General features: G+C 40.2%; 29 protein-coding genes. 26 read left to right on the forward strand and 3 right to left on the reverse strand.

Annotated elements, in window-relative coordinates; translation table 11 throughout:
- Positions 1 to 16: 16 nt before the first annotated feature.
- From C9414_RS01605 to C9414_RS01635, 8 genes are all read left to right on the forward strand, one after another.
- Complete coding sequence (locus C9414_RS01605; RefSeq protein WP_047202560.1) at positions 17 to 1,159, forward strand: acyl-CoA dehydrogenase; 1,143 nt, start codon at positions 17 to 19, stop codon at positions 1,157 to 1,159.
- Positions 1,160 to 1,508: 349 nt separating this feature from the next.
- Entirely contained in the window at positions 1,509 to 1,697 is a 189-nt protein-coding gene (locus C9414_RS01610) for a hypothetical protein (protein ID WP_075612068.1), read from the forward strand.
- A 915-nt stretch (positions 1,698 to 2,612) separates the two neighbouring features.
- The gene (locus C9414_RS01615; protein ID WP_075612067.1) at positions 2,613 to 2,903 is read left to right on the forward strand and encodes an uberolysin/carnocyclin family circular bacteriocin; all 291 of its coding nucleotides are present in this window, start codon (positions 2,613 to 2,615) and stop codon (positions 2,901 to 2,903) included.
- A gap of 159 nt (positions 2,904 to 3,062) precedes the next feature.
- On the forward strand, positions 3,063 to 3,239 hold the full coding sequence (locus C9414_RS20090) for a hypothetical protein (protein WP_181286091.1): 177 nt from the start codon (positions 3,063 to 3,065) through the stop codon (positions 3,237 to 3,239).
- 818 nt (positions 3,240 to 4,057) lie between these two features.
- Positions 4,058 to 4,381, forward strand: coding sequence for a hypothetical protein (locus C9414_RS20440; protein ID WP_258182557.1), 324 nt, complete (start codon positions 4,058 to 4,060; stop codon positions 4,379 to 4,381).
- 13 nt (positions 4,382 to 4,394) lie between these two features.
- Positions 4,395 to 4,925, forward strand: a complete 531-nt coding sequence (locus tag C9414_RS01625; protein WP_064498798.1) for a stage II sporulation protein M — start codon at positions 4,395 to 4,397, stop codon at positions 4,923 to 4,925.
- Positions 4,926 to 4,955: 30 nt separating this feature from the next.
- On the forward strand, positions 4,956 to 5,570 hold the full coding sequence (locus C9414_RS01630) for an ATP-binding cassette domain-containing protein (protein ID WP_107163162.1): 615 nt from the start codon (positions 4,956 to 4,958) through the stop codon (positions 5,568 to 5,570).
- Positions 5,549 to 6,052 carry a hypothetical protein gene (locus C9414_RS01635; protein WP_075612065.1) on the forward strand — a complete coding sequence of 168 codons (504 nt, stop codon included), beginning with the start codon at positions 5,549 to 5,551 and terminating at the stop codon, positions 6,050 to 6,052. The genes C9414_RS01630 and C9414_RS01635 overlap by 22 nt, the downstream gene beginning before the upstream one ends.
- Positions 6,053 to 6,185: 133 nt before the next feature.
- Here C9414_RS01635 and C9414_RS20095 read toward each other — a convergent pair whose 3' ends face one another.
- Positions 6,186 to 6,356 (reverse strand): hypothetical protein, encoded by a 171-nt coding sequence (locus C9414_RS20095; protein WP_181286092.1) that lies wholly within the window; start codon positions 6,354 to 6,356, stop codon positions 6,186 to 6,188.
- Between the two features lie 118 nt (positions 6,357 to 6,474).
- On the opposite strand from C9414_RS20095, the gene rpoE reads away from it, so the two are divergent.
- Together rpoE and pyrG are read left to right on the forward strand one after the other, a co-directional pair.
- On the forward strand, positions 6,475 to 7,014 hold the full coding sequence (gene rpoE, locus C9414_RS01640) for a DNA-directed RNA polymerase subunit delta (protein ID WP_107162939.1): 540 nt from the start codon (positions 6,475 to 6,477) through the stop codon (positions 7,012 to 7,014).
- Between the two features lie 239 nt (positions 7,015 to 7,253).
- Positions 7,254 to 8,861: a glutamine hydrolyzing CTP synthase gene (gene pyrG / locus C9414_RS01645; RefSeq protein ID WP_039182151.1), complete on the forward strand. Its 1,608-nt coding sequence runs from the start codon at positions 7,254 to 7,256 to the stop codon at positions 8,859 to 8,861.
- Between the two features lie 40 nt (positions 8,862 to 8,901).
- On the opposite strand, the gene C9414_RS01650 is transcribed toward pyrG, so the two are convergent.
- Positions 8,902 to 9,432: a DUF2529 domain-containing protein gene (locus tag C9414_RS01650; protein WP_047202558.1), complete on the reverse strand. Its 531-nt coding sequence runs from the start codon at positions 9,430 to 9,432 to the stop codon at positions 8,902 to 8,904.
- Between the two features lie 180 nt (positions 9,433 to 9,612).
- Here C9414_RS01650 and C9414_RS01655 point away from each other — a divergent pair, with 180 nt between their 5' ends.
- The 10 genes from C9414_RS01655 to C9414_RS01700 all read left to right on the forward strand — a co-directional run bounded on the left by C9414_RS01655 (position 9,613) and on the right by C9414_RS01700 (position 20,006).
- A complete protein-coding gene (locus C9414_RS01655; RefSeq protein ID WP_003214681.1) occupies positions 9,613 to 9,987 on the forward strand; it encodes a response regulator in 375 nt (124 codons plus the stop codon).
- 178 nt (positions 9,988 to 10,165) lie between these two features.
- Entirely contained in the window at positions 10,166 to 11,023 is an 858-nt protein-coding gene (locus C9414_RS01660) for a class II fructose-bisphosphate aldolase (RefSeq protein WP_024423748.1), read from the forward strand.
- Positions 11,024 to 11,134: 111 nt separating this feature from the next.
- A complete protein-coding gene (gene fsa / locus C9414_RS01665; RefSeq protein ID WP_047202557.1) occupies positions 11,135 to 11,773 on the forward strand; it encodes a fructose-6-phosphate aldolase in 639 nt (212 codons plus the stop codon).
- A 247-nt stretch (positions 11,774 to 12,020) separates the two neighbouring features.
- Entirely contained in the window at positions 12,021 to 13,310 is a 1,290-nt protein-coding gene (locus C9414_RS01670; RefSeq protein ID WP_024423746.1) for a UDP-N-acetylglucosamine 1-carboxyvinyltransferase, read from the forward strand.
- A gap of 32 nt (positions 13,311 to 13,342) precedes the next feature.
- Positions 13,343 to 14,308, forward strand: coding sequence for a class II fructose-bisphosphatase (gene glpX, locus C9414_RS01675; RefSeq protein WP_039182142.1), 966 nt, complete (start codon positions 13,343 to 13,345; stop codon positions 14,306 to 14,308).
- Positions 14,309 to 14,674: 366 nt separating this feature from the next.
- Positions 14,675 to 15,958 carry a transcription termination factor Rho gene (gene rho / locus C9414_RS01680; protein ID WP_008354975.1) on the forward strand — a complete coding sequence of 428 codons (1,284 nt, stop codon included), beginning with the start codon at positions 14,675 to 14,677 and terminating at the stop codon, positions 15,956 to 15,958.
- 130 nt (positions 15,959 to 16,088) lie between these two features.
- Entirely contained in the window at positions 16,089 to 16,289 is a 201-nt protein-coding gene (rpmE, locus tag C9414_RS01685; protein WP_003215407.1) for a 50S ribosomal protein L31, read from the forward strand.
- 87 nt (positions 16,290 to 16,376) lie between these two features.
- Entirely contained in the window at positions 16,377 to 16,979 is a 603-nt protein-coding gene (locus C9414_RS01690; RefSeq protein ID WP_024423745.1) for a thymidine kinase, read from the forward strand.
- A gap of 279 nt (positions 16,980 to 17,258) precedes the next feature.
- The gene (gene malS, locus C9414_RS01695; protein ID WP_039182140.1) at positions 17,259 to 18,959 is read left to right on the forward strand and encodes an oxaloacetate-decarboxylating malate dehydrogenase; all 1,701 of its coding nucleotides are present in this window, start codon (positions 17,259 to 17,261) and stop codon (positions 18,957 to 18,959) included.
- A 90-nt stretch (positions 18,960 to 19,049) separates the two neighbouring features.
- A complete protein-coding gene (locus C9414_RS01700; protein WP_039182138.1) occupies positions 19,050 to 20,006 on the forward strand; it encodes an AEC family transporter in 957 nt (318 codons plus the stop codon).
- A 35-nt stretch (positions 20,007 to 20,041) separates the two neighbouring features.
- Here C9414_RS01700 and racA read toward each other — a convergent pair whose 3' ends face one another.
- Complete coding sequence (gene racA / locus C9414_RS01705; protein ID WP_047202556.1) at positions 20,042 to 20,590, reverse strand: chromosome-anchoring protein RacA; 549 nt, start codon at positions 20,588 to 20,590, stop codon at positions 20,042 to 20,044.
- Between the two features lie 210 nt (positions 20,591 to 20,800).
- On the opposite strand from racA, the gene prfA reads away from it, so the two are divergent.
- The 6 genes from prfA (at position 20,801) to C9414_RS01735 (ending at position 25,851) form a co-directional block, all read left to right on the forward strand.
- Positions 20,801 to 21,868 carry a peptide chain release factor 1 gene (prfA, locus tag C9414_RS01710; protein WP_047202555.1) on the forward strand — a complete coding sequence of 356 codons (1,068 nt, stop codon included), beginning with the start codon at positions 20,801 to 20,803 and terminating at the stop codon, positions 21,866 to 21,868.
- A complete protein-coding gene (gene prmC, locus C9414_RS01715) occupies positions 21,858 to 22,742 on the forward strand; it encodes a peptide chain release factor N(5)-glutamine methyltransferase (protein WP_064498792.1) in 885 nt (294 codons plus the stop codon). The genes prfA and prmC overlap by 11 nt, the downstream gene beginning before the upstream one ends.
- 141 nt (positions 22,743 to 22,883) lie before the next feature.
- Positions 22,884 to 23,363 (forward strand): hypothetical protein, encoded by a 480-nt coding sequence (locus C9414_RS01720; protein ID WP_024423739.1) that lies wholly within the window; start codon positions 22,884 to 22,886, stop codon positions 23,361 to 23,363.
- A 122-nt stretch (positions 23,364 to 23,485) separates the two neighbouring features.
- Positions 23,486 to 24,130 (forward strand): stage II sporulation protein R, encoded by a 645-nt coding sequence (gene spoIIR, locus C9414_RS01725; RefSeq protein WP_258182567.1) that lies wholly within the window; start codon positions 23,486 to 23,488, stop codon positions 24,128 to 24,130.
- 63 nt (positions 24,131 to 24,193) lie between these two features.
- On the forward strand, positions 24,194 to 24,637 hold the full coding sequence (locus C9414_RS01730) for a GNAT family N-acetyltransferase (protein WP_107162941.1): 444 nt from the start codon (positions 24,194 to 24,196) through the stop codon (positions 24,635 to 24,637).
- Between the two features lie 161 nt (positions 24,638 to 24,798).
- Positions 24,799 to 25,851: an L-threonylcarbamoyladenylate synthase gene (locus C9414_RS01735; RefSeq protein WP_080967155.1), complete on the forward strand. Its 1,053-nt coding sequence runs from the start codon at positions 24,799 to 24,801 to the stop codon at positions 25,849 to 25,851.
- Positions 25,852 to 25,897 lie beyond the last annotated feature (46 nt).

Here is a 25,897-nt window from a genome sequence, read left to right on the forward strand (position 1 = left end):
AACGAGGTGGCTCACGATGCAGTTCCAATTAAGTGACGAACATGAAATGATTCAAAAAATGGTGAGAGACTTTGCGAAAAATGAAGTGGAGCCAACAGCAGCAAAGCGAGACGAAACAGAGACATATGATCCATCTATTTTTCGTAAAATGGCGGAACTCGGTTTAACGGGTATCCCTTGGCCGGAAGACGTGGGCGGAATCGGCAGTGATTATTTAGCCTACGTCATAGCAGTTGAGGAGCTTTCAAGAGTATGCGCCTCTACAGGCGTCACCCTGTCCGCTCATACATCTCTCGCTTCATGGCCAATCTATACATTCGGAACAGATGAACAAAAAGAGACCTATTTAAAGCCGCTTGCAGAAGGGCAGAAGATAGGAGCATATGCGCTCACAGAGAGCGGTTCAGGCTCAGATGCTGGCGGAATGAAGACAACGGCCGTCAAGGCAGGCAATGAATATGTCCTGAACGGGGCGAAAATCTTTATTACAAATGGAGGCATTGCAGATTATTATATTGTGTTTGCCGTAACAGACCAAGGAGCTTCATCCCGAAATACAACTGCTTTTATTGTAGAAAAAGAGACACCTGGTTTTTCCGTTGGCAAAAAGGAAAGCAAACTGGGCATACGCTCATCGCCAACAACTGAAATTCGATTTGAAGATTGCCGGATTCATGAAAGGAACCGGCTCGGTCAAGAAGGAGAAGGATTCAAAATAGCCATGATGACGCTCGATGGCGGCAGAAACGGCATTGCTGCACAGGCAGTTGGGATTGCTCAAGGCGCTCTTGATGCGGCGGTTGATTATGCCAAGGAGCGTAAACAATTTGGTAAACCAATCATTCAGCAACAAGGAATCGCCTTTAAGCTGGCTGATATGGCCACCGCGATTGAAGCATCAAGGCTGCTTACTTACCAGGCGGCATGGCTCGAAACGAAAGGCCTCCCGTATGGAAAGGAATCAGCCATGTCCAAGCTCTTTGCCGGTGATACAGCGATGAAGGTGACGACAGAAGCGGTGCAAATCTTCGGCGGGTACGGCTACACAAAGGATTACCCAGTCGAACGATACATGCGTGATGCGAAAATCACTCAAATTTATGAAGGAACACAGGAAATCCAGCGTCTGGTCATCTCAAGGAAACTGCTAGATATGTAGAAATAAAGTAAAAGCCACCTCTCGTTAGGTGGCTTTTGCTTTGTATGGTTCAATCAGCTTTAAATCAGTAGCAAAATCTAAAGGTTTTTTTGTGAAGGAAAAAGGATTGTGTCAGCAGTATAAAAAGCTTTAACTTAAGAGTGACTTGTCATCGATGATTTAGAGAGTATTTAATCAATAAAAACTGGCAACAAACTTACTAAAGTATTAGGGATTAATAAAGAAATAGGTAAATGTGTATAAAGGATAATAGTTAATTTTCCCTGAATTTGAGGTGATGCCCAGTATAGGTCCAACTTACCTTTGGGGTTATGTTAAAATTGAAGAAATATAAATATGGGAGGTTATTATGAACGCTGCTACCACCTTAGGAATCGTAACCATGGTTATATGGATTCTTGTTTCCGTAGAACTTTCGAAGACTTCAAAAAAAGACAATGATCAAAAAGAAAACAGTAATAGAAAATTAATTGTATTAATGTTCGCAGGAATTGTATTGACCATAGCTGTTGTAATCTCATTATTTCAGAAACTTTAAATTAAGATAGAATATAGAGGTGTATGGCTATAAAGTTTTCAACAATTAATTCTTAAGCATATTATAAGTGAAACTGAAGCAATCATTTTGCGGAAATATCGGGATTAAGCTTCATTCTAAAAGAGAACGGATTCTTCTAAAATGAGGAATATCATCCAAACTACATAAATTTCTTGATATAAAGAAATAACAGAGATAGCCAGTGAGATGTTTAATACAAAACAACAATAAATAATACTAATAACATCTCTAATTAAGTACATTATTATCAATCGAAATCGAGACAACTCAATATGAGTGTTTCGATTTTTTTGAAAGTGAGAAATTGGATTACTTACCTAGTTGGTTCCACCCGGTTAAGTCTTTTTTTCAACGGCTTACAGGGATATTGGGTTTTGATATATTGAAAATTTCAAAATATGTCAACCGTTATGTATAAATTTATTATGATTTGTACGATCAGGTCTCTTGAATTCAAAATAAGTTCACAGAGAATCGAAAGAGAGTTACTCATTGAATTTAGTTCTGCCTTTAGTAAAGATAAACATGTTTATTCGTAATATTCCGTTCATAACTTTAAGGATAAAGGTAGCTTATCATACATACATATAAATATAAATGCCATAATCTCTTAAGTGATGATAAATCTACCTACCTCTAAGACAAGTCAATAAAGATTTGAAACGAATTGATTTTTTGATTACTAGATATTTTGACTAGTTTTTAGAGAATCAGAGCATTTTATGTCAGTACATAAGCGCCCTGTAAAACTGGGAAATGAACATAATCCCCTATAATAACTGGTTATAATTACATCTATTTCAATTATTATTAAAAAATTTACAAAAAATGTTGAAATGTAATTTAATTCTTGCTAGACTAAAAGAGTGGTAAATAATAGAAGGAGGTCGTGTTATGACAAAAGCAACAGATTCTAAGTTTTATGCTTTATTATCGCTGCTACTTCTTGCGGTAACATTAGGAGCTTTAGTAATTGGAAATGGCTCATTAATTGCAGCAAATCTGGGTGTTAGTTCTGGAACCGCGTTTGCAATGGTTAATTTCTTAGACGCTTGGTCTTCAGTAGCAACTGTTATTACTGTCGTTGGCATGTTCACTGGTGTAGGAACAATTAGTGCAGGTGTAGCTGCTACTATTTTGGCTATCCTCAAGAAAAAAGGAAAAGCAAAAGCTGCTGCTTTTTAATCTCAAAAAAAAAAATCATCTCAATCTTTATTGAGATGATTTTTTTTCCAAAAGTGTTTTGATAGCAGGTGAAACGACGTTCACTAGACAATGATAAAAACTAATTTAGCGTTTTATGCCATGCGGCTTGTAATAAAACATTAATTAGGAGGAAATTTTATGATGAAGGCAAAAAAACTTGGCTCATTCTCACTATTGTTAGTGGAAGTTACAATGGCATCTTTAGTCGCTAGAAAAGGTTCTTTGATATCAGCAAATCTAGGTCTTAGTACTGTGGCTGTCTCTAGTTTGGCTGTGCTTAAAAAACAAGGAAAAGCCAAGGCTGCTGCTTTTTAACATGACTTATGTATAAAATAAATAAGCTATTTAAAATATATGATCAAAGTATAATGGGGTATCTCAATTATATTGGAATGATTCTTTTTTCTATCATTGTTATGATAGCGATGATTTTCTATCGCGATGGGGTTCCCGGCACTTATAAAAACAGTTTTATTTTTATTTCAATATACATTGTAGCTACAGCTAATATTAATCGCTGTGTATTACCGTATAAAAGACAGCAGCCAGGCTTGGTCTTTATCTCTAAACAATTGTTGTTGAAACATTTATTCTTTACGATTAAAAAAGGGTATTCAGTTCAATTACTTTTCGCTTGTTTCATCGCTTTAACTTTTTTGTTAGTAGAAAAACAATATTTCATTATGATACTAGCTCTTATTGTTGTGATGCTGTCCTTTGCATCTCAATTATTGTCTGGTCTATTCAATATCATAAACAGAATACTCCTTTTGTTACAATTTTGGTATATCATAACGTCCATTTTTGAAGCAGTGTTGATACTGCAAATGGTACAGTCTCTTCTTATTTACATTTACATAAGTAATTCTCATAGGATACCTTTGACATCTGGACTTTCCTTCCTAAAAAGTGCGAATAAGCAATATAGGTCTGGGAATATTATGTATTTGTTTTTTTCTTATATCATTAGTAATAAAATATTAATAATTTTAATTGGCGTCTTAGTAGCAGTACTTACTTATTTCGCCCAATCCTTTTTAACAAAAATAGAATATCTGCCTGCGCTCATTTTGGTCTATATAAACTATATCACGATCTTAGAAATCCTAATAGGTTCAAAAAAGGAAGAAATTATGCTTGATAAGGCAAGAATTGAGATGCTGCAATCCTCTTTGATTGTGAGTCCGTACGAGAGGTTTAAATCTAGTACGATTTATTTACTATGTATCGTACTGACTTTTGTCAGTGTGTGTGGAATAGTCGGAGTAGTGATAAACACGTCTGATATCTCAATTATTCTTAAAAATACGTTATCGCTTCCTTTAATCATCTTTATTGGGGTCGTATATTTCAGAAAAACAGAACTATTAATCAACGATTATGAACATAAGTTATTGAAGCTGTCCTTGCCTATTTTATTACTCATATGCATTACTATTTTCACGATTATTTCATGAAAAGAGGAGGAAAATGATACATAAAAGATTGAAATATTTTCTGTGGTACTACTCTATTTACTGTATATTGCTGATAGGTACAGGGATTTATCTTGGGAATATAGTCAACAAAGATTTATTTGAAGCAGCACCACCAACTTCGGGCCAGGAATTTATGTCTGTAGTCCTGACACATAACTTAACGAACTTTGCAATGTATTTACTGGGGTTCTTGTTGTCGCCGTTATTTCAAATAATGGATTTTGGAGGTTCGTCCTTCGTCATTACGATGGGCTTTAGAACGCTAGGAGCACAAGAAGCTTTAGGTAAACTAATTCCTCACGGGCTATTAGAATTCCCAAATATGTTGCTTTATCAAGGAATAAGCCAGTATGTGCTGTTCACACTAATTTATACGAAATCAATTAAAGCTGCTTTAGGTGTTATGAAAAAAATGATTCCTTATTATCTGCTATCGTTAGTCATCCTAATAATAGCTGCTTTTATTGAAGGGTATGATTCTTTATTATTTTCTATCATTATCAATCATAGATGGTTTTATTGAAGACTCTATATGACAGAGAAGGGGATTCAAGTGGGATTAGAATTTGTAGAATGTACTAAGAAGTTCAAAAACAATATCATACTAGATAAAGTGAATTTTTCAATTTCAAAAGGTCTCTTTCATTTAGTGGGGAGAAATGGTGCAGGTAAAAGCACTCTCCTTAAAATGATAGCAGGTTTAGATAAGAGATATTCTGGAGATATTGAGGCAAACAAAGAATCGACTCTTTACTTAAATGTGGATCCTATCGGCATTCACCCATTTACAATTAGAGAAAACCTAGAGATTCTGTGGAATACGTTTAAAATTGTGCCGACTAAAGAACAAATGAGTATTGTGAATGATTTTTTTGATGGTAACCTAGATGGTTCTTATAGCAGAGCATCTACGGGTATGAAAGCGAAGGTAGGGTTATCTTTATTATTCGTAAAAGATTGGAAAACCATCCTAATTGATGAAACCATGTCATCTCTAGATTCAGAGAGTATAGAGATGCTATCTGAGAGGCTAGTGAATCTTTCTATTAAAAAAATTTCAACCATCATATATGTTTCCCATAGCATGGTGAATAAACGTTTAAACGATCATTCAAGCATTGTGAGTATAGGGGATGGGAGGCTATTATGGAACAACGTCCAAGAATAACATCACTGATATCATTGGTCATTTTTATTCTGGCCAATTATTATTTCGTTACTTTTGCTATTGAGTTAAATGGCTACATTTCGAAACTAGATGATTTAAGAGCTTTGTTAGAGGATATGTCCTATGAAACGATGCTGAATCTAATTGTTGTCATTACAACAATTCTAACCACCATCAGTCTCTTAGTACAATATCTCATCTCTAAATTCTTATTAATGATCTTTGTTCCGGAGGTTAAGGGTCATTTGTTTTATGCTCTGATCCCTAAGATTATCATTATGTTTATTAATGTAATATGTATGGGGATCTTGCAAATACATAGCTTATGGCTGTATATCTTCACGGCACTTATAGGAGCAATGTTGATCTTGTTCTTTTTTCAATATAAAAAAGCGAACTGGAAAGCATCGATTCTCTTTGCGGCACCATTTATTATAGATGCTTTAATTTCCCTAGGAAAAGAAATAGTCGCTGTACTGTAATGAATAAAAATTAGAGGATGAACTGAATACAAGCTTCCATTATAGGTGCACGTAAACTTAACCCGTTGACGTGTACCTTTTTATATGTTTTATAAAGAATGGACAATCACTTTGTTCAAACGATAGCTAAATTTTATTCATTCAACAGTGCTGCCTCTAATTTTCCAATTTTTTCGTTTAGAATGAATAGAACAACAAACAAAAGCATGCCGTATACAAGAAACAGTCCAATTTCACGCAGGGGAAGACCGAAAGGTTCTCCCCGTGAGAAAAAATCAAAAATTAACAACAATAAAGGTGGCATAAACTCCCCTAATTTGTTTATAATGAGAGGTATGGTTTGTCGTAAGAATAAGGTATAAATACTTATTATTTCACTGATAAATGGATACATACATGTAATAGAAAGGGAGTGTCTGACCTTGAGTTTGAAAGAATACTCACAGGAACAGCTCAAACAAATGTCTTTAGTTGAACTTGCTTATGAAATTTTCAGAGACAGCAAAACACCCATTACGTTTTCCGAGTTAATAGATGAAATTGTCCGTTTGCAAGGAATACAAAAATCCGATCTTGATGATCGACTTGCTCAATTTTATACAGACTTAAATATAGATGGCCGCTTTATTTCGTTAGGTGATCAGAGATGGGGGCTTCGCAGCTGGTATCCAGTTGATCAAATCGAAGAAGAAGTTCAGCCAGCTGTGAAAACAAAAGCGAAAAAGAAAAAAACAAAAGCAGCTGTCGTTGAAGACGACTTCGATGAAATCGAAGAGGAAGAAGAAATCGACGAGCTTGAAGAAGACCTTGATCTTGTTGAAGACGACGATGATCTCGACCTAGAAGATGATGAAGAAATTGATGAAGATATTGAAGACTTCGACGAAGATGATGATGAAGATGATGACGGCTTAACGGAGATTGATGAAGACGATTTAGACGATGATGAGGAAGAGAAATAACCCTCTCAAACCCGTCCTCAAAACAGGACAAAACCGTCTTGACTTTCGTGAGCGAACTATGTAGTATGTATTTTGGGCTCTCTAAAAAAGAGTACGTAAAGATACGTTCATTTACGCTCCCTTTCATTTATTTGAAAGGGAGCTTTCTTATTTTTCAAGAGATTTAGGGATACACTCTAAAAAGGATGAAGCTGTGCATGTGTAGACATGCAAGGGTAAAAAAGAGAGGAGCATACGAAATGACAAAGTATATTTTTGTAACAGGAGGAGTTGTTTCCTCACTTGGAAAAGGAATCACGGCTGCATCGTTAGGCCGCCTTCTGAAAAATAGAGGGATGGATGTCACCATTCAAAAATTCGATCCATACATCAACGTAGACCCGGGGACAATGAGTCCATACCAGCACGGTGAGGTTTTTGTCACAGATGATGGTGCTGAAACAGACCTTGACTTAGGTCACTACGAGCGTTTCATTGATATTAACTTAAATAAGTACAGCAACGTCACAACTGGTAAAATCTACTCTACTGTTCTGAAGAAAGAGCGCCGCGGTGACTACTTAGGTGGAACAGTACAAGTCATTCCCCACATTACAAATGAAATCAAAGACCGCGTGTACCGTGCCGGAAAAGAAACGGGTGCAGATGTGGTTATTACAGAAATCGGCGGGACAGTAGGAGATATCGAATCCCTTCCATTCCTTGAAGCCATTCGTCAAATGAAGAGTGACATCGGCCGTGAAAACGTGATGTACATTCATTGTACCCTCGTTCCTTACATCCGTGCAGCGGGTGAATTGAAAACAAAACCAACACAGCATAGTGTAAAAGAACTTCGCAGTCTTGGTATTCAGCCAAATGTCATCGTGGTCAGAACGGAAATGCCATTGGCACAAGATATGAAGGACAAAATTGCGCTATTTTGTGATATTGATACAAAAGCTGTTATCGAATGTCAGGATGCAGACACGCTTTACTCCATTCCGCTTGATTTACAAAAACAAGGGCTGGACAAGCTAGTATGTGAACATATGAAACTTGACTGCCAAGATGCGGACATGACAGAGTGGACAGCACTTGTTGATAAAGTGCAAAACCTTTCAAAACAAGTCACAATTGGTCTTGTAGGGAAATATGTTGAGCTGCAAGATGCTTATATTTCTGTCGTTGAATCACTTCGTCATGCTGGTTATGCGTTTGATGCAGATGTTCAAATTAAATGGATCAATGCAGAAGAAGTGACAGCAGAGAATATCGCTGATTTCGTACAAGATGTTGACGGCATTATTGTTCCTGGAGGCTTCGGAGACCGCGGAGTAGAAGGGAAAATCATTGCTACACAATTTGCCCGTGAAAACAAAGTGCCATTCTTCGGAATCTGCTTAGGAATGCAAGTGGCATCTATCGAATACGCAAGAAACGTATTAGGCCTTGAAGGAGCTCATTCAGCGGAAATTGATCCTGAAACAGCATTCCCAATCATTGACCTTCTTCCAGAACAGAAGGATGTAGATGATCTAGGCGGAACACTTCGTCTCGGTCTATATCCTTGTAAATTAAATGAAGACTCAAAAGCATTTGCTGCATACAATGACGAAGTGGTCTACGAACGCCACCGTCATCGTTACGAATTTAATAACGAATACAGACAGCAAATGGAAGCAGCAGGCTTCGTCTTCTCTGGTACAAGCCCAGACGGACGTCTTGTTGAAATCATCGAGCTCAAGGATCACCCTTGGTTCCTTGCTTCTCAGTTCCACCCAGAATTCGTTTCAAGACCGACAAGACCACAGCCATTATTTAGAGATTTCGTTGGTGCTTCACTACAAGCATCTGAATCAAAATAAAACAAAAAACTGCCGAGAATATCACTTCTCGGCAGTTTTTTTATTCATATTCCTCCACGATCTCCTTCACAGTAAACGATAGGGCGTGGTAGACGTATAAGCAGGTCATTAAAGCAGGAAAACCAAACCTTGTCCCATCTTCAGCGGGCACAAGCGGTTTCTTGAGCTGAAAATCAATGTGGACATCACAATGCTCTTCAATCGTGGACGGCTCCTTTTGTGCCGGCCCTACACCAACAACGGGCGTACCTTGTTCGTGCAGTTCTTTAACAAGAGATTGAATTTCCTGATCTTCTGGGTCTGAATAAAATAGCAGCACCCTGTCACTAGGTTGAAGTAAGCTGCGCTCCTTTTGATCGAGCGGCAGCACTTTCGCACCGGGAAACGGCTCCTTGCTTTCAGATGCCTCTAGGGCGACAGCAGCCAGTTCATTCTTTCCGTGAAAATAAACGGCATGTCCACTGACAACAGCCTGTGCAAGAAGGCGTGCACCGTCCTCAATCGCTTCAGCCTGCTTTTCTCCAATACGTGAAAAAATACCTGATAACTGGGTCGTAAAAATTTTTAACAAGACTCATTTCCTCCTTCGGTCAGATCATTTTATAATAGAATATAAAGAGAATATTAGGAAAAATGCTCAGAAAATGTCGTAAAGTAAACTATTATAATTAAAGGAAATGTGAAAATCAAACAGAATTATTTAACAACAGCTCTTTTTATGGCGAAAAATGAAAGCAATGGGGTGTAACAGATGAATGAGAAAATTTTAATTGTCGATGATCAGTACGGTATTAGAATATTATTGAATGAAGTGTTTCATAAAGAAGGCTATCAAACCTTCCAAGCTGCCAATGGACTACAGGCATTAGATATTGTGAAAAACCATAGACCGAACCTTGTCCTGCTTGATATGAAAATCCCCGGAATGGATGGTATCGAAATTTTAAAACGGATGAAATTAATTGATGAAGATATCCGTGTCATCATTATGACAGCCTATGGTGAATTAGATATGATCCAAGAATCCAAAGAACTCGGTGCATTGACGCACTTCGCTAAGCCTTTTGATATTGATGAAATCCGAGATGCTGTCAAAGAATACTTGCCGCTTGAAACAAATGGCTAGATGGAAATGATTGAATCGAGCCATTCTGTTGCCGATTTGTCGAATAATTGGTATCCTAGAAAGGAAGAAGAAAGCGATCTGACTTTGAAAGTTTACATATGGCGAGAAATTCTGGTCATGCTAGGGTGGAGAGCTTTTTTTAGCAAGCAAATTAGCTACATAGGGAGGATTTTTCATCATGCCTTTAGTTTCAATGACAGAAATGTTGAAAGACGCAAAGGAAAAAGGTTACGCTGTTGGACAGTTTAACTTAAATAACTTAGAATTCACGCAAGCGATTTTACAAGCTGCTGAAGAAGAGAAATCTCCTGTTATCTTAGGAGTATCTGAAGGAGCAGGACGCTACATGGGCGGCTTCAAAACAGTTGTCGCAATGGTTAAAGCGTTAATCGAAGAATATAATGTAACAGTTCCTGTTGCGATTCATTTAGATCACGGTTCAAGCTTTGAATCTTGTGCAAAAGCGATTCATGCAGGATTTACTTCTGTCATGATCGATGCTTCTCACCACCCATTTGATGAGAATGTGGAAACAACTGCGAAAGTTGTTGAACTTGCACATTTCCATGGTGTGTCTGTTGAAGCTGAACTTGGAACTGTTGGTGGGCAAGAAGATGACGTCATCGCTGAGGGCGTTATTTATGCTGATCCAAAAGAGTGCCAAGAGCTTGTAGAACGCACTGGTATTGACTGCCTTGCACCTGCATTAGGTTCAGTACATGGTCCATACAAAGGTGAACCAAACCTTGGTTTCGCTGAAATGGAAGAAATTGGTAAAACAACTGGTCTTCCACTTGTTCTTCACGGCGGAACAGGTATCCCAACTGCTGACATCAAGCGTGCAATTTCACTTGGTACAGCAAAAATCAATGTAAACACTGAAAACCAAATTGCTTCTGCGAAAGCAGTACGCGAAACACTTGCTGCAAAAACAGAAGAGTATGATCCACGTAAATATCTTGGACCAGCTCGTGACGCAATTAAAGCGACTGTTATCGGCAAAATGCGCGAATTTGGTTCTTCTAACCAAGCATAATTTGATGAGAACCGAAAGCCGCCTGAGTCACAGGCGGTTTTCTCCATATCTCGAGAAAGCGCAATCAAATTTACATTTCAGACAATTTATTGATAGGAGAGTGGCACAGTTATGTTATTTTTCGTAGATACAGCGAATATTGAAGACATCAAAGAGGCGCACGAGCTTGGCATTTTAGCAGGCGTCACAACAAACCCTAGTTTAGTAGCGAAAGAAAAGGACGTATCATTCCACGACCGCCTTCGTGAAATCACTGACGTGGTATCAGGCTCTGTCAGTGCAGAAGTGATTTCCCTAAAAGCAGAGGAAATGATTGAAGAAGGAAAAGAGCTTGCTGCTATCGCACCAAATATCACGGTCAAAATTCCAATGACTACAGATGGCCTTAAAGCTGTTAAAGCATTAACGGACCTTGGAATTAAAACAAACGTTACATTGATTTTTAGTGCAAACCAGGCACTTCTTGCAGCTAGAGCTGGTGCGACGTATGTTTCTCCATTCCTTGGCCGCTTAGATGACATTGGCCAAAATGGTCTTGATCTCATCAGTGAAGTGAAAACTATTTTTGATGTTCATGGATTAAATACACAAATCATTGCTGCATCCATTCGTCATCCGCAGCATGTGACAGAAGCTGCGCTTAGAGGTGCTCATATCGGCACAATGCCGCTGAAAGTCATCAAGCAGCTGACGAAACACCCATTAACGGATGCAGGCATTGAGCAATTTTTAGCAGACTGGAATAAATAAATGATTGTGGCAGGCGGGATCGTCTCTCGTTTGCCGCAGTTTTCCTTTTAAACGCTAAGAAATGTTTTGTGCAAAGAAGAGAACATCACAGCCTCGCAAAGCTTCGATTATTTTTCTTCCGACAAATTTCGTTTAACCTGTATTCTTTCTCTTGATATTGGCTAAATTTTGGACAAGACCTTTTAAAGCGCGACATCCACAAACAGTATAACTCCAACAGTGATCTTCTTTAAGAAGGGAGACAAATATGGAAAAGTTAAACATTGCCGGCGGTGATCCCTTGCGTGGGACCGTACATATTAGTGGTGCGAAAAATAGTGCTGTGGCACTGATTCCTGCCACGATTCTCGCTGATTCTCCAGTAACCATTGAAGGCCTTCCGCATATATCAGATATCGACACATTGCGAGATCTGTTAGAAGAAATTGGCGGAAAGGTCACTTTTGAAAAAGGTGAAATGGTTGTTAATCCTGTTTCCATGATCAGTATGCCGCTTCCTAATGGAAAAGTGAAGAAACTGCGTGCATCTTATTATTTAATGGGAGCCATGCTGGGAAGATTCAAGCAGGCTGTCATCGGACTGCCAGGAGGATGTCACTTAGGACCTAGACCGATTGATCAGCATATCAAAGGCTTTGAAGCACTCGGAGCTGAGGTGACAAACGAGCAGGGTGCGATTTATTTGCGCGCTGAAAAATTAGTCGGAGCCCGGATTTATCTTGATGTTGTCAGTGTAGGTGCGACAATCAACATCATGCTGGCAGCCGTACTGGCTGAAGGAAAAACCGTGATTGAAAATGCTGCAAAGGAACCCGAAATTATTGATGTAGCGACACTGCTTGCAAGCATGGGTGCCAAAATCAAAGGTGCGGGGACCGATGTCATTCGAATCGAAGGTGTCGAATCTCTTCATGGCTGTAAGCATTCAATCATCCCTGACCGCATCGAAGCAGGAACATTTTTAATTGCTGGTGCAGCGATGGGAGATGAAGTTGTACTTGATAATGTGATCCCAACTCATTTAGAATCAATTACGGCGAAACTTAGAGAAATGGGGTTCACCATTGAAACGAGCAACGATCAGATGCTGATCGTTGGCAGAAACGAAGGACTCAAGCCTGTCGATATCAAAACCCTTGTGTATCCGGGCTTTCCGACTGACCTTCAACAGCCGATGACGGCGCTGTTAACAAAAGCGAAAGGCACGAGTGTGGTCACAGATACGATCTACTCAGCTCGCTTTAAGCACATTGACGAATTGCGCCGAATGGGTGCAAACATGAAGGTCGAAGGAAGATCCGCTATTATTACCGGACAAACGCAGCTTCAAGGAGCAAAGGTCAAAGCAAGTGATCTGCGTGCAGGAGCTTGTCTTGTTGTCGCAGGGCTAATGGCGGACGGTGTGACCGAAATCACAGGGCTTGAACATATAGACAGAGGATATAGTTTGCTTGAGAAGAAGCTTGAAGGCTTGGGTGCAACCATCTGGCGTGAAAAGCTGAATGACCAAGAAATAGAAGAACTTCAAAATTCATAAGGCTTTGACTGTGAGAGGAGATTTGGACAAAAATGGAAAGAAGTTTATCGATGGAACTAGTACGGGTGACAGAAGCAGCTGCATTAAAATCTGCCCGTTGGATGGGAAGAGGATTAAAAGACGAAGCGGATGATGCTGCAACAAGTGCAATGCGTGATGTATTTGACACCATCCCAATGAAGGGAACAGTGGTGATTGGCGAAGGAGAAATGGACGAAGCACCAATGCTTTATATTGGGGAAAAGCTTGGGAACGGATATGGACCTCGCGTGGATGTCGCTGTTGATCCATTAGAAGGAACAAACATTGTGGCAAGCGGCGGCTGGAATGCCTTAGCTGTCATTGCAGTTGCAGATCATGGCAACCTGCTGAATGCACCTGATATGTACATGGATAAGATCGCAGTAGGTCCAGAAGCGGTAGGCTGCATCGACATTGAAGCGCCTGTCATTGATAATCTTCGCGCTGTTGCAAAAGCGAAAAACAAAGATATTGAAGACGTGGTTGCAACGATTTTAAACAGAGATCGACATGAAAAAATTATTGCTGAACTGAGAGAAGCAGGAGCAAGAATTAAACTGATCGATGATGGTGACGTTGCAGGAGCCATTAATACAGCATTTGATCACACAGGTGTTGATATTCTATTTGGTTCAGGCGGAGCGCCTGAAGGTGTCCTTTCTGCTGTTGCATTAAAGGCACTTGGTGGTGAAATTCATGGTAAGCTTCTTCCTCAAAGTGAAGAAGAATTAAGACGCTGTGAGAGAATGGGACTGGATGTTGGTAAAGTCCTCAGAATGGAAGATCTCGTAAAAGGAGATGACGCCATTTTTGCAGCGACAGGTGTAACGGACGGGGAATTACTTAAAGGTGTTCAATTCAAAGGCTCTGTTGGAACAACACATAGTGTTGTCATGCGTGCGAAATCGGGTACAGTTCGTTTCGTAGACGGCAGACACAGCTTAAAGAAAAAACCGAATCTTGTCATTCGTCCGTAATCTGAAAGCGGGTATTCATTACCCGCTTTTCATATAGGTGTCAAATGTATATCATTTTCTTTTTAAAGTTGAATATTCTCTGCAAATGAGGTAAAACTAAAGAGTGCTGCGAAATTTTCTGCGAATTTACTTCTTTTAAGCTTCAACAAGTTTAAATACTGCCGCATCATGACGATATACTCATTATCCTTCTCTATGTTAAAAAAGCTCTATTTCACATTGTTCCTATCTTTCACGATAAAACGAGTGGGAGCGTTACCATCAGAGCGAGGTCATTCCAACAACAACGGAATTAAAAAGCTAATCAAATACAATGGTCATGCATTTGTAAAGAAATACATTGACTAGAAAAGTGTGGTGTCCATATTGAAAGATGTTTCGATTTCATCTTTGGAAAATATGAAATTAAAAGAGCTGTATGAGTTAGCAAAACGATACAAAATCTCTTATTACAGCAAACTAACAAAAAAAGAATTAATTTTTGCCATCTTAAAGGCGAATGCTGAGCAAGAGGATCTCTTATTTATGGAAGGGGTTCTTGAAATTATTCAGTCTGAGGGATTTGGTTTCTTAAGACCGATTAACTATTCCCCAAGCTCAGAAGACATTTATATTTCTGCTTCACAAATCAGACGCTTTGATTTACGAAATGGAGATAAAGTGTCTGGAAAGGTACGACCTCCAAAAGAGAATGAACGCTACTATGGCCTCCTTCATGTAGAAGCGGTAAATGGGGACGACCCAGAATCAGCAAAGGAACGTGTTCACTTTCCTGCACTCACACCGCTATTTCCTGACCGCCAAATGATTCTTGAAACACAGCCTAATCACCTGTCTACTAGAATTATGGACATGATGGCGCCAGTTGGATTTGGTCAGCGTGGTTTAATCGTTGCACCGCCTAAGGCTGGGAAAACCATTTTGCTTAAAGAAATTGCCAACAGCATTTCTGAAAATCACCCAGAGGCAGAGCTGATTGTCCTTTTAATTGACGAGCGTCCAGAGGAAGTAACAGATATCGAACGTTCTGTTGCAGGGGATGTTGTTAGTTCAACCTTTGACGAAGTACCGGAAAACCACATTAAAGTAGCAGAGCTTGTCTTAGAGCGTGCGATGCGTCTTGTTGAACATAAAAAAGATGTCATCATCTTAATGGACAGCATCACAAGGCTTGCTCGTGCATACAACCTTGTGATTCCGCCAAGCGGCCGAACACTTTCAGGTGGTATTGATCCTGCGGCTTTCCATCGTCCAAAACGCTTCTTTGGTGCTGCGCGTAACATTGAAGAAGGCGGAAGTTTGACGATTTTAGCCACTGCACTTGTTGATACAGGATCACGTATGGATGACGTGATTTATGAAGAGTTTAAAGGAACTGGAAACATGGAGCTTCATTTGGACCGTTCTTTGGCCGAAAGAAGAATTTTCCCTGCGATCGACATTCGCCGTTCTGGTACGAGAAAAGAAGAACTGCTTGTGCCAAAAGAGCATCTTGATCGTCTATGGGCGATGAGAAAATCGATGTCAGATACACCTGACTTCGCTGAGAAGTTCATGCGTAAAATGAGAAAAACAAAGACAAACCAAGAGTTTTTCGATATTTTAACGCAAGAATGGAAACAAGCCAATATGTCTGCATCAAGAAGATAGCTTCTTAAAAAATACATTTGCAATCATAGACTTACACTGTTATAATTTTATCATGTGCGTTTCAGAATTTATTTCTGAGATATTAACTCTGTTTCCGAATTGGATTCAGGGCGGAAGGAGATGACAGTAGATGAAAACAGGAATTCATCCTAACTACAAAAAAGCTACAGTCAAATGCGCTTGTGGAAATGAGTTTGAAACTGGATCAGTAAAAGAAGAGGTACGCATCGAGATTTGCTCTGAGTGCCATCCTTTCTATACAGGCCGTCAAAAATTCGCTTCTGCTGATGGACGTGTTGACCGCTTTAACAAAAAATACGGTCTTAAGTAATAATAGATACAATAAACAGGCAGGAATCCGTTCTTGCCTGTTTTTTTACGTGGATTGATGGAACTTTAAAACGGGGGAGAAGACCTTATGTATGTGATGAAACAAAGCGGTTGGCTTGAAGTCATCTGCGGTAGTATGTTTTCTGGAAAGTCGGAAGAATTGATTCGGAGAGCCAAAAGGGCCACCTTTGCCAAACAAGAAGTAAAAATATTCAAACCAGCGATTGATAACCGATATAGTACAAGCTCTGTTGTGTCACATAACGGTTCATCATTAGATGGGATTGCAGTAGCCTCACCAAAAGACATAATAACGCACATATCAGAAAGAACCGATGTCATTGGCATTGATGAGGTGCAATTTTTTGATGAGACAATCATTGACATTGTCACTCAATTGGCTGACCAAGGCTACCGAGTCATTGTTGCAGGCCTGGATCAAGACTTCAGAGGAGAGCCATTTGGTGTTGTTCCGCATTTAATGGCATGTGCAGAGCTTGTAACAAAACTTCAAGCAGTTTGTTCGGTATGCGGCTCCCCAGCGAGTAGAACACAACGCTTGATCGACGGTAAACCCGCATCCTATGATGATCCTATTATTTTAGTAGGTGCGCAGGAATCATACGAAGCGCGATGCAGACATCACCATGAAGTACCAAGACTTGATGTTGGTACAACACTTGACAAATAAAAAAATAGCAAATGCCGCTGTGTTTCGTTTTTCGAGATTTTGGCTGAACACCCATCATTTGTACTTAAATAAATTAAATAACACTACGATTAAATTATCTAATTTTCAACGCTTGCGTTTTGTTATAAGCAGGCATAAAATGACTAACTGTAGTGTAAAGCATTTAAACGAAAAGTTCGATTTCTTGTCATAATTTTTTTGATTAAGGATTTTTCTCCTTAATCGTTCTTTGGATTAATAGTTCACTTTATTTATATTTTAGAAAGAGGGTAGTTTTTGATGAACAACGTGAAGAAAACAAAAGAAGGGTACCTCGAAACCACTTTGACAGGTAAAGATGTATTATCGATTCCAACGTTGAACAAAGGCGTTGCTTTCTCTGAAGAAGAAAGACAAGAGCTTGGACTAGAAGGCTTACTTCCTCCAACCGTTCTCACTTTAGAACAGCAAGCAGAAAGAGCGTACAAGCAATTTCTAGCTCAGCCGGATCGTCTTCGTCAAAACGTATACTTAAGTGATTTACAAAACCGTAACGAAGTATTGTTCTACAAGCTTTTAACAGAAAAGCTTCGTGAAATGCTTCCTGTTGTCTACACACCAACTGTTGGTGAAGCGATTCAAGAATACAGCCATGAATACAGAAGACCTCATGGTGTCTATCTTTCAATCGACGACATTGACGGCATCGAGAAAGCATTTGAAAACTTGCACGCAACTGCTGGAGATATTGACCTCATCGTTGCAACTGACTCTGAGAGTATTCTTGGAATTGGTGACTGGGGTGTTGGTGGTATCAACATCGCAATCGGTAAATTAGCTGTTTACACGGCTGCAGCAGGTATTGATCCTAGCCGCGTGATTCCAGTTGTATTAGATGTTGGAACAAACAATGAAAAATTATTGAATGATCCATTATACATCGGGAACCATCACAAACGTGTACAAGGTGAAAAATACGAAGAATTCATTGATGCTTATGTAAAAGCAGCACTTAAATTCTTCCCGAAAGCATTGCTACACTGGGAAGACCTTGGAAACAAAAATGCGCGTAACATCATGAAAAAATACAATGATAACATCTTAACGTTCAACGATGATATTCAAGGTACTGGTGCCATTACTTTAGCGGGTGTTCTTGCAGCTGTCAAGAAAACTGGTACTCAATTGAAAGATCACCGTGTTGTCATCTTCGGAGCTGGATCAGCTGGTATCGGAATCGCAGATCAAATGCGTGACACAATGGTTCTTGAAGGTCTAACAGAAGAAGAAGCAAACAATGCATTCTGGACTTTAGACTACAGAGGATTGCTAACAGACCAATTTGAAGATGAAGTGCTTGATTTCCAAAAACCATACCTTCGTTCTTCTGATGAAGTAGAAGGCTGGGCACGTGATGAAAAAGGACAAATCTCATTTGCTGAAACGGTTCGCCAAGCGAAGCCAACAATTCTTATTGGTACTTCAGGTCAAGGCGGCGCATTCACTGAAGAAATCATTAAAGAAATGGCAGCTCATACAGAGCGTCCAGTGATCATGCCAATGTCTAACCCAACACCGCTTGCTGAAGCAGTGCCAGAAGATCTATTTAAATGGACTGACGGCCGTGCACTTGTTGCAACAGGAAGCCCGTTCGAAAATGTTGAGTATAACGGAATCGAACATGAAATCGGACAATCAAACAATGCGTTCGTTTTCCCTGGACTTGGTCTTGGTTCAATCGTAACAGAATCAAAAATCATCACAAAAGGCATGTTCGTTGCTTCTGCGAATGCAATTGCTGAAATGGTTGATCATGAGAAACCAGGTGCTGGTCTTCTTCCAAGTATTGATAAATTGCAAGAAGTGTCAATTCATGTGGCTGTTGAAGTAGCGAAAGCAGCAATTGAAGATGGTGTCGCAAGAAAAACGCCGGACAACATCGAACAAGCTGTGAAAGACGCAATGTGGATTCCTGAATATAAAAAAATTGTAAGAGCATAATAAAATGTGTAACGCGGCATTGCTTCGGGTAATCTAAGCAATGCCGCAATAAATAAGAAACATGTAAAGGATTTAAGGAGGAATAGTAAGATGGACTTTTTAAATATTTTGATCCTCCTAGCACCGATTTTTTTCGTTATCGCGCTGGGTTGGTTCGCAGGACACTTCGGCAGCTATGACGCTAAATCTGCAAAAGGTGTAAGTACACTTGTAACAAAGTATGCTTTACCAGCGCACTTTATCGCCAGTATTCTGTCAACACCAAAAGATAAATTCTATAGTCAAATTCCATTTTTCGTTGCATTGATTTTCGGAATCGTTGGTTTTTATATCATTATCCTTTTAGTTACGAAATTTGCTTTTAAATATGATTTAACAGACTCATCTGTTTTCTCATTAAACTCAGCACAACCGACCTTTGCATTTATGGGGATTCCGGTCTTGGGCAGTTTATTTGGGGCTCAAGAAGTTGCAATTCCGATTGCGATTACCGGAATAGTTGTAAATGCAATGCTTGATCCAATTGCAATTATTGTATCAACTGTCGGTGAAAAAACAAAAGGGAAAACCAAAGACGGCGAAAGCTTCCTAAAAATGACGACAAAAGCAATTTTGCACGGTTTATCAGAGCCGCTTGCACTTGCACCGTTAGCCAGTATCATTCTTGTTCTTTTAGGATTTAAACTTCCTGCAATTGGACACGAAATGTTAGAGGAAATTGGCAGCGTTACATCAGGGGTTGCGCTATTCGCAGTCGGTGTTACTGTTGGTATCCGCAAAATTAAATTAAGCTTGCCAGCCTTCAGTATTGCATTGCTAAAAGTAGCTGTACAACCAATACTTATGTATCTTATTGCGGTTCTTATGGGTCTTTCGGCTGATGAAATTACAAAAGCTGTATTACTTGTAGCCTTCCCAGGTTCAGCTGTTGCAGCAATGATCGCAACACGATTTGAAAAACAAGAGGCGGAAACTGCATCCGCATTTGTCATCAGTGCCATCATGTCACTCATCACATTACCGATCATTATTGCACTTACCGTATAATATAGTAAAAAGGCTGCCTCGACAGGCAGCCTTTCTTAGCGAAATGAATGAAACAGAGGGAAGAGTACACGCTTTTTTTTGAGATCAGGAGGTGCAATTTCCTTTTTTTCTTCTGCTTGTGACGGTTGTTTCAAGGTTGCGGCGAGGCGGTCAAATTTTGTGGATAAATCTTCAATTTCTCTGCGGTGCTGAAGCAGCTGATACGATACACCTTCATCTGCTTTTTTAGCCAATTTCCGTTCAAGTTCTTGCAGGCGGTCTTCTACATCAGTGACGTGTAATTGCTGCTGGATGAGCGCTTTTACTTGTTTTTCTAATGCCTCAATCCGCTGTATGGAGACATCAGTTTCGGCAGCAGGTGCTGATTGACGAACGGTTTCTTTATGGAATGGCAGTTGAATGTCTTGGAGGATCACACCTTCACTCATTTGGTGTTTGACCTCTTTGAGCAGCTGTACAATATCTTCATGAAATTCATAATGTCCAAGTTCATTCCGGGCGACAGGGATGTTGAGCTGTTTGACCCAACGCTGAATCGTCTTTGAAGAAACACCAATTTCCTTTGCAACCTCATTTGTATTCAAACCAAATGCCCTCCCTTTTTTCAATTACAAGTACCATTCTCTTTAAGGAGGACCTGTTCCTTCACGTTAGACAAAACAATTAACCAATCGCCAAAGATCGTGTTTTCTAGCGAAAAATTGCAGAAAATCAATTGTTTTGGAAATTTTTTTGACTGTCATACCCCGCTATACTATAATTAGACTGTTACGCACAAAACAGAGGTGAAGACCATGTTAGACCGTTTAAAATCAATTGAAGAACGTTATGAAAAACTAAATGAATATTTAAGTGACCCTGAAGTGGTGAACGACACTACGAAGCTTCGTGAATATTCGAAAGAACAATCCGATATTCAAGAAACTGTTGAGGTATATAGACAATATCGTGCGGCATATGACCAGCTGAAAGATGCGAAAGCAATGCTGGAAGAGAAGCTAGATGCCGAGATGCGCGACATGGTCAAAGAAGAAATTTCAGAGCTCACTGAGGAAACGGAACGTTTAGAAGACGAGCTGAAAATCTTGTTGATTCCGAAAGATCCAAATGACAACAAGAACGTTATTGTTGAGGTTCGTGGTGCAGCAGGCGGAGAAGAGGCTGCTCTTTTTGCAGGTAACCTTTACCGTATGTATAGCCGTTATGCTGAAATGCAAGGCTGGAAAACAGAAGTCATGGAAGCAAGTGTCACTGGCACAGGCGGTTATAAAGAAATCATCTTTATGATCAGCGGGAAAGGCGCTTACTCCAAACTAAAGTTTGAAAACGGCGCACACCGCGTACAGCGTGTTCCAGAAACGGAATCAGGCGGACGGATTCATACATCAACTGCGACAGTCGCGGTATTACCTGAGGCTGAAGAAGTTGAAATTGATATCCATGAAAAAGACATCCGTGTCGATACTTTCACATCAAGCGGACCTGGCGGACAGAGTGTAAACACGACAATGTCTGCTGTTCGATTAACTCACCTTCCAACAGGAGTCGTTGTATCCTGTCAGGATGAGAAATCACAAATTAAAAACAAAGAAAAAGCCATGAAAGTACTGCGTGCAAGAGTTTATGATAAATTCCAGCGTGAAGCACAGGCTGAATATGATCAAACGCGTAAATCTGCGGTTGGAACAGGGGATCGTTCAGAGCGTATCCGTACGTACAACTTCCCGCAAAACCGTGTAACAGACCACCGCATCGGATTGACGATTCAAAAGCTTGATCAAATTTTAGAAGGAAAACTTGACGAGGTCATTGATGCATTAATTATGGAAGACCAAGCAAGAAAGCTTCAAGATGCAAAATAATCAGCGAACAATCTTTGAAGCCCTTAAATGGGCTTCTTCTTTGTTAACGGAAGCCGGCAGAGACCAAAATGCAGCAGAACTCCTGTTGATGCATGTGCTCGGCTGGAGCAGAAGTGAGCTTCTTGCACGTTTTCATGATGCGCTGCCTGAGGAGCAAGATCAACTGTTCAGCAAATTTGTGACGCAGCATAAGGCGGGTGTTCCTGTTCAGCATTTAACGGGTGTTGAATTCTTTTACGGACGTCCTTTCGAGGTGAACAAGCATGTTCTCATTCCTCGTCCTGAAACGGAAGAAGTTGTTCTGGCGGCGCTCAATTTGGTAGGTGACGTTTTCCCGCCCGATCAGCCGCTCAAAGCAGTTGACGTTGGCACAGGAAGCGGAGCCATTGCAATTACGCTCGCTCTTGAAAAAAAATCACTATCTGTCACAGCGACTGATATCTCACAAGAAGCGCTTGCGGTAGCAAAACGGAATCAACAAGCGCTCGGTGCAGACGTTCATTTTTTACATGGAGATTTACTTGAACCGGTTATAGCTCAAGGCATCAAAGTAGATGTGTTTATTTCCAATCCACCTTATATTGCGGCGGAAGAAATGGACAGTCTGTCTGAGGTTGTGACGAAGCATGAGCCGGTGAATGCGCTGACGGACGGACGTGATGGCTTGTGGTTTTATAAACGTCTTGTTCGTGATCTTCACAGCGTGCTGAGTGAACAGGCAGTTGTTGTCTTTGAAATTGGACATACGCAAGGTCAAGATGTCACAGCGCTTCTCGTGCAGGCTTTCCCTAAAGCGCATGTCTACACCGTCAAAGATATTAATGGAAAAGATCGAGCTGTTTGCGCACACATTCAAAACGGAAAGTCCGGCTGAATATAGCCGGACTATTTTATTATGTAAAGATGAAACTTATGGTAAAAGAGAAACGTATATATAGAAGAATGAACATTCTGATCATGATTTTTTACATAAATTTGTTTTGAAGGAGCGAATGGTGTGAACAAAAGGTATGCGATGGTGTTGGTCATCGTCAGTGTACTATTGATTGTGAGTGCTTGTGGTAAACCGAGCTTTAAAAAAGAGGCAGCAGCATTTGGAGAAAGCTATAAAAAAGCACAATACACAGTGAATCGAACGGATGACCTATCTGATATGAAAGAGAAGCTGAAGGTTTATTTAACCGAACATGAATATCAAGAATATACACAAGACAGCATGTTCCCGAGCATATTAGAAGCGGCGAAGGATCAAGATTGTCAAATTAAACTGAAGAAAATTATGTTTACGCCTTCAGATGAAAGCGATGACAGAATTGAATTTAACTATGAAATGGTGATCCAATTTATCGATCAAAAAGGAAAAGTCAAAAAAGAAATCGAGAAAAAAGGGGCCATGACTGTTATTAAAACAGAATCTGGTTTAAAAATCAGCCGAGATTGGGATGGGAGACTGTACCCTTCTGACTACCAATCCTCACTCAAAAGTCGTTCTTAAAGAGAACGGCTTTTTTGTTTTGACTCATAATCTATTAAAAAAATCATATTGACTGTTTATGAAATGAGTTTCCTGGACACAATGTTTGTAGCGAAGAGAAAAAGTGGGGGGAACACACAATGTTGAAAAGTAAAACGATGATTTGTCTTTATATGTTTCTATTATTATGCGGTGCTTTTGCAAACCTTGGCAGAGAAGAGACGGCGGCTGCTTCTGCAAATCAGCCTGTTGTCATACCAGATGAAGCGATTCGATTACGCATTTTAGCAAATAGTGATCGTTCAGCGGATCAGGATGTGAAAAGAAGTATTCGTGACGAGGTCAATGCGAATATGACAGAGTGGGTCAAAGACCTCACATCCATTGAAGAAGCAAGACGTGTCATTCGATCAAAGCTGCCAGAAATCAATCGTATCGCCAAAGCGAAATTGAAGGAACAGCATATTGATCAATCTGTATCGGTCAGTTTTCAAAAAGCTTCATTTCCAACAAAGCTCTATGGAAATTTCGTCTATCCTGCCGGAAAATATGAAGCCATTTTAATTACGCTTGGTGAAGGGGACGGAGCCAACTGGTGGTGTGTGTTATTCCCGCCGCTCTGTTTTATCGATTTTTCAAACGGAGAAGCCATTGCCTCACCAGAAGGCGATGATGATAAACAAGTGACAGCGCAGCAAACGAAAGAGTCTGTCAATGAAGTGGTGAAAGAAGAGACAGGTGAAGTGAAGTTCTTTTTGTTCGAATGGGTCTCTAGTCTTTTCTCTTAAAAAAGGTATAAATCGGTTTTTGCCTCATAGAGTTGAAGTAAGAGATCAAAAAGAGGTGAAAGCATGTATTATCAATTAAGAATAGCCACAGAGGAAGATGTCCCGGCGATCAATGCTTTTCTTGAAAAGGGACAAGCAAAAGGCGGAGTAACGTTTGCAGAGCGAACGACATTTGTCGTGATGGAAGATGCGGATGGCCAGCTGGCAGGCTGCTTAGGTCTTGAACAGCTCAATGAACAAGAGGGATTGCTGCGGTCTCTTGTCATATCAGATAAGCTCGGTCAGGGGCACATTGTCTCCTTGTTCCAAAGCGTTCAAACGCTCGGAGAAAAAATAGGTGTGGATATTTTTTATGTCGTTGCAAACCATTCCTCTTCCCATGATTTTTTGGCATTAATGGGCTTTACGCCTTTAGAAGAAATCCCAGAAAGCATATGGAGCTCTGCACATGCAAAAGAGACATTGGGGAAAGAACAGGCTGTGGTCCTGCAAAAAAAAGGCAGTTAATCACAAAATGATGGACTTATACACATACTTATCCACTACAAAACAAGCGTTATCCACAAAATGTGGACAACGCTTGTTTTATTGATCATCATCTTTTATACTTTCAAAAGGATAATTGAGATATATCAACAGTTTTATCTTTTTTAAAAGGAGTTTGTATGATGTTAAATACAAAAAGGTGGTCTGTGGATTTAGAAAAGGATTTATCCACATACTATCCACAAATTAAACAGGCGGCCGATCTGCTGCAGCAAAATGAAGTGGTTGCTTTCCCGACAGAGACCGTTTACGGACTCGGGGCAAATGCGAAAGAGACAGAAGCCGTGATGAAAATTTATGAAGCGAAAGGGCGTCCGAGTGATAATCCGTTGATTGTTCACATTGCGGAAGTTCAGCAGCTTCACGAATTTGCACAAATAGAAAGCGAAAAAGCGAAGGCGCTGATGGATGCCTTTTGGCCGGGCGCCTTAACCATCGTTCTTCCGTGTAAGCCAGGCACTTTATCCAAGCAGGTTACAGCAGGTTTATCCACAGTAGGTGTGAGAATGCCTGACCATCCCATTGCGCTTGAGCTCATCCGAGTAGCTGGTCTGCCAATTGCTGCACCAAGTGCGAACCGTTCAGGGAAACCTTCACCAACACAAGCTGACCATGTAGCGAGTGACCTCGAAGGAAGAATCGCTGGAATTGTGGATGGCGGTTCAACTGGAATTGGCGTTGAGTCAACGGTTGTATCCTGTGTCGGTGAGACCCCAGTGATTTTAAGACCGGGCGGAATTACAAAAGAAGCATTAGAAGAGGTCGTGGGGACGGTGAGTGTGGATCCAGGGCTGACAAAAAAGGACGAGGTGCCTGTATCGCCAGGTATGAAATACACACACTATGCACCTGAAGCCCAAATGTATATCTTTCATGGAAGTGATGATGACATGCAGCGGCACATTCAGAGATACAAAGCTGAAGGTCTAAAAGTCGGAGTACTGACAACAGAAGAAAAGAAATCGTTGTTTGCGGCAGATGTTGTGTACAGTTGTGGATGGAGAGAAAAACCTGAAACGGTTGCTGCAAACCTCTATCGTGTACTGAGACAATTTGATGAAACGGATGTAGACTTGATTATTTCAGAAGCCTTTTCAGAGCAAGGAGTTGGTTCTGCCATTATGAACCGCCTGCAAAAAGCCGCAGGAGGGCGTACACTCCCTTCGTTCCAATAGTTCTAACCTTTCTTGGACAAACATAGGTTAAAGGAGAATGTGTGTC

Source organism: Bacillus sp. Nf3, assembly GCF_003028545.1.
Classification (GTDB): domain Bacteria; phylum Bacillota; class Bacilli; order Bacillales; family Bacillaceae; genus Bacillus; species Bacillus safensis.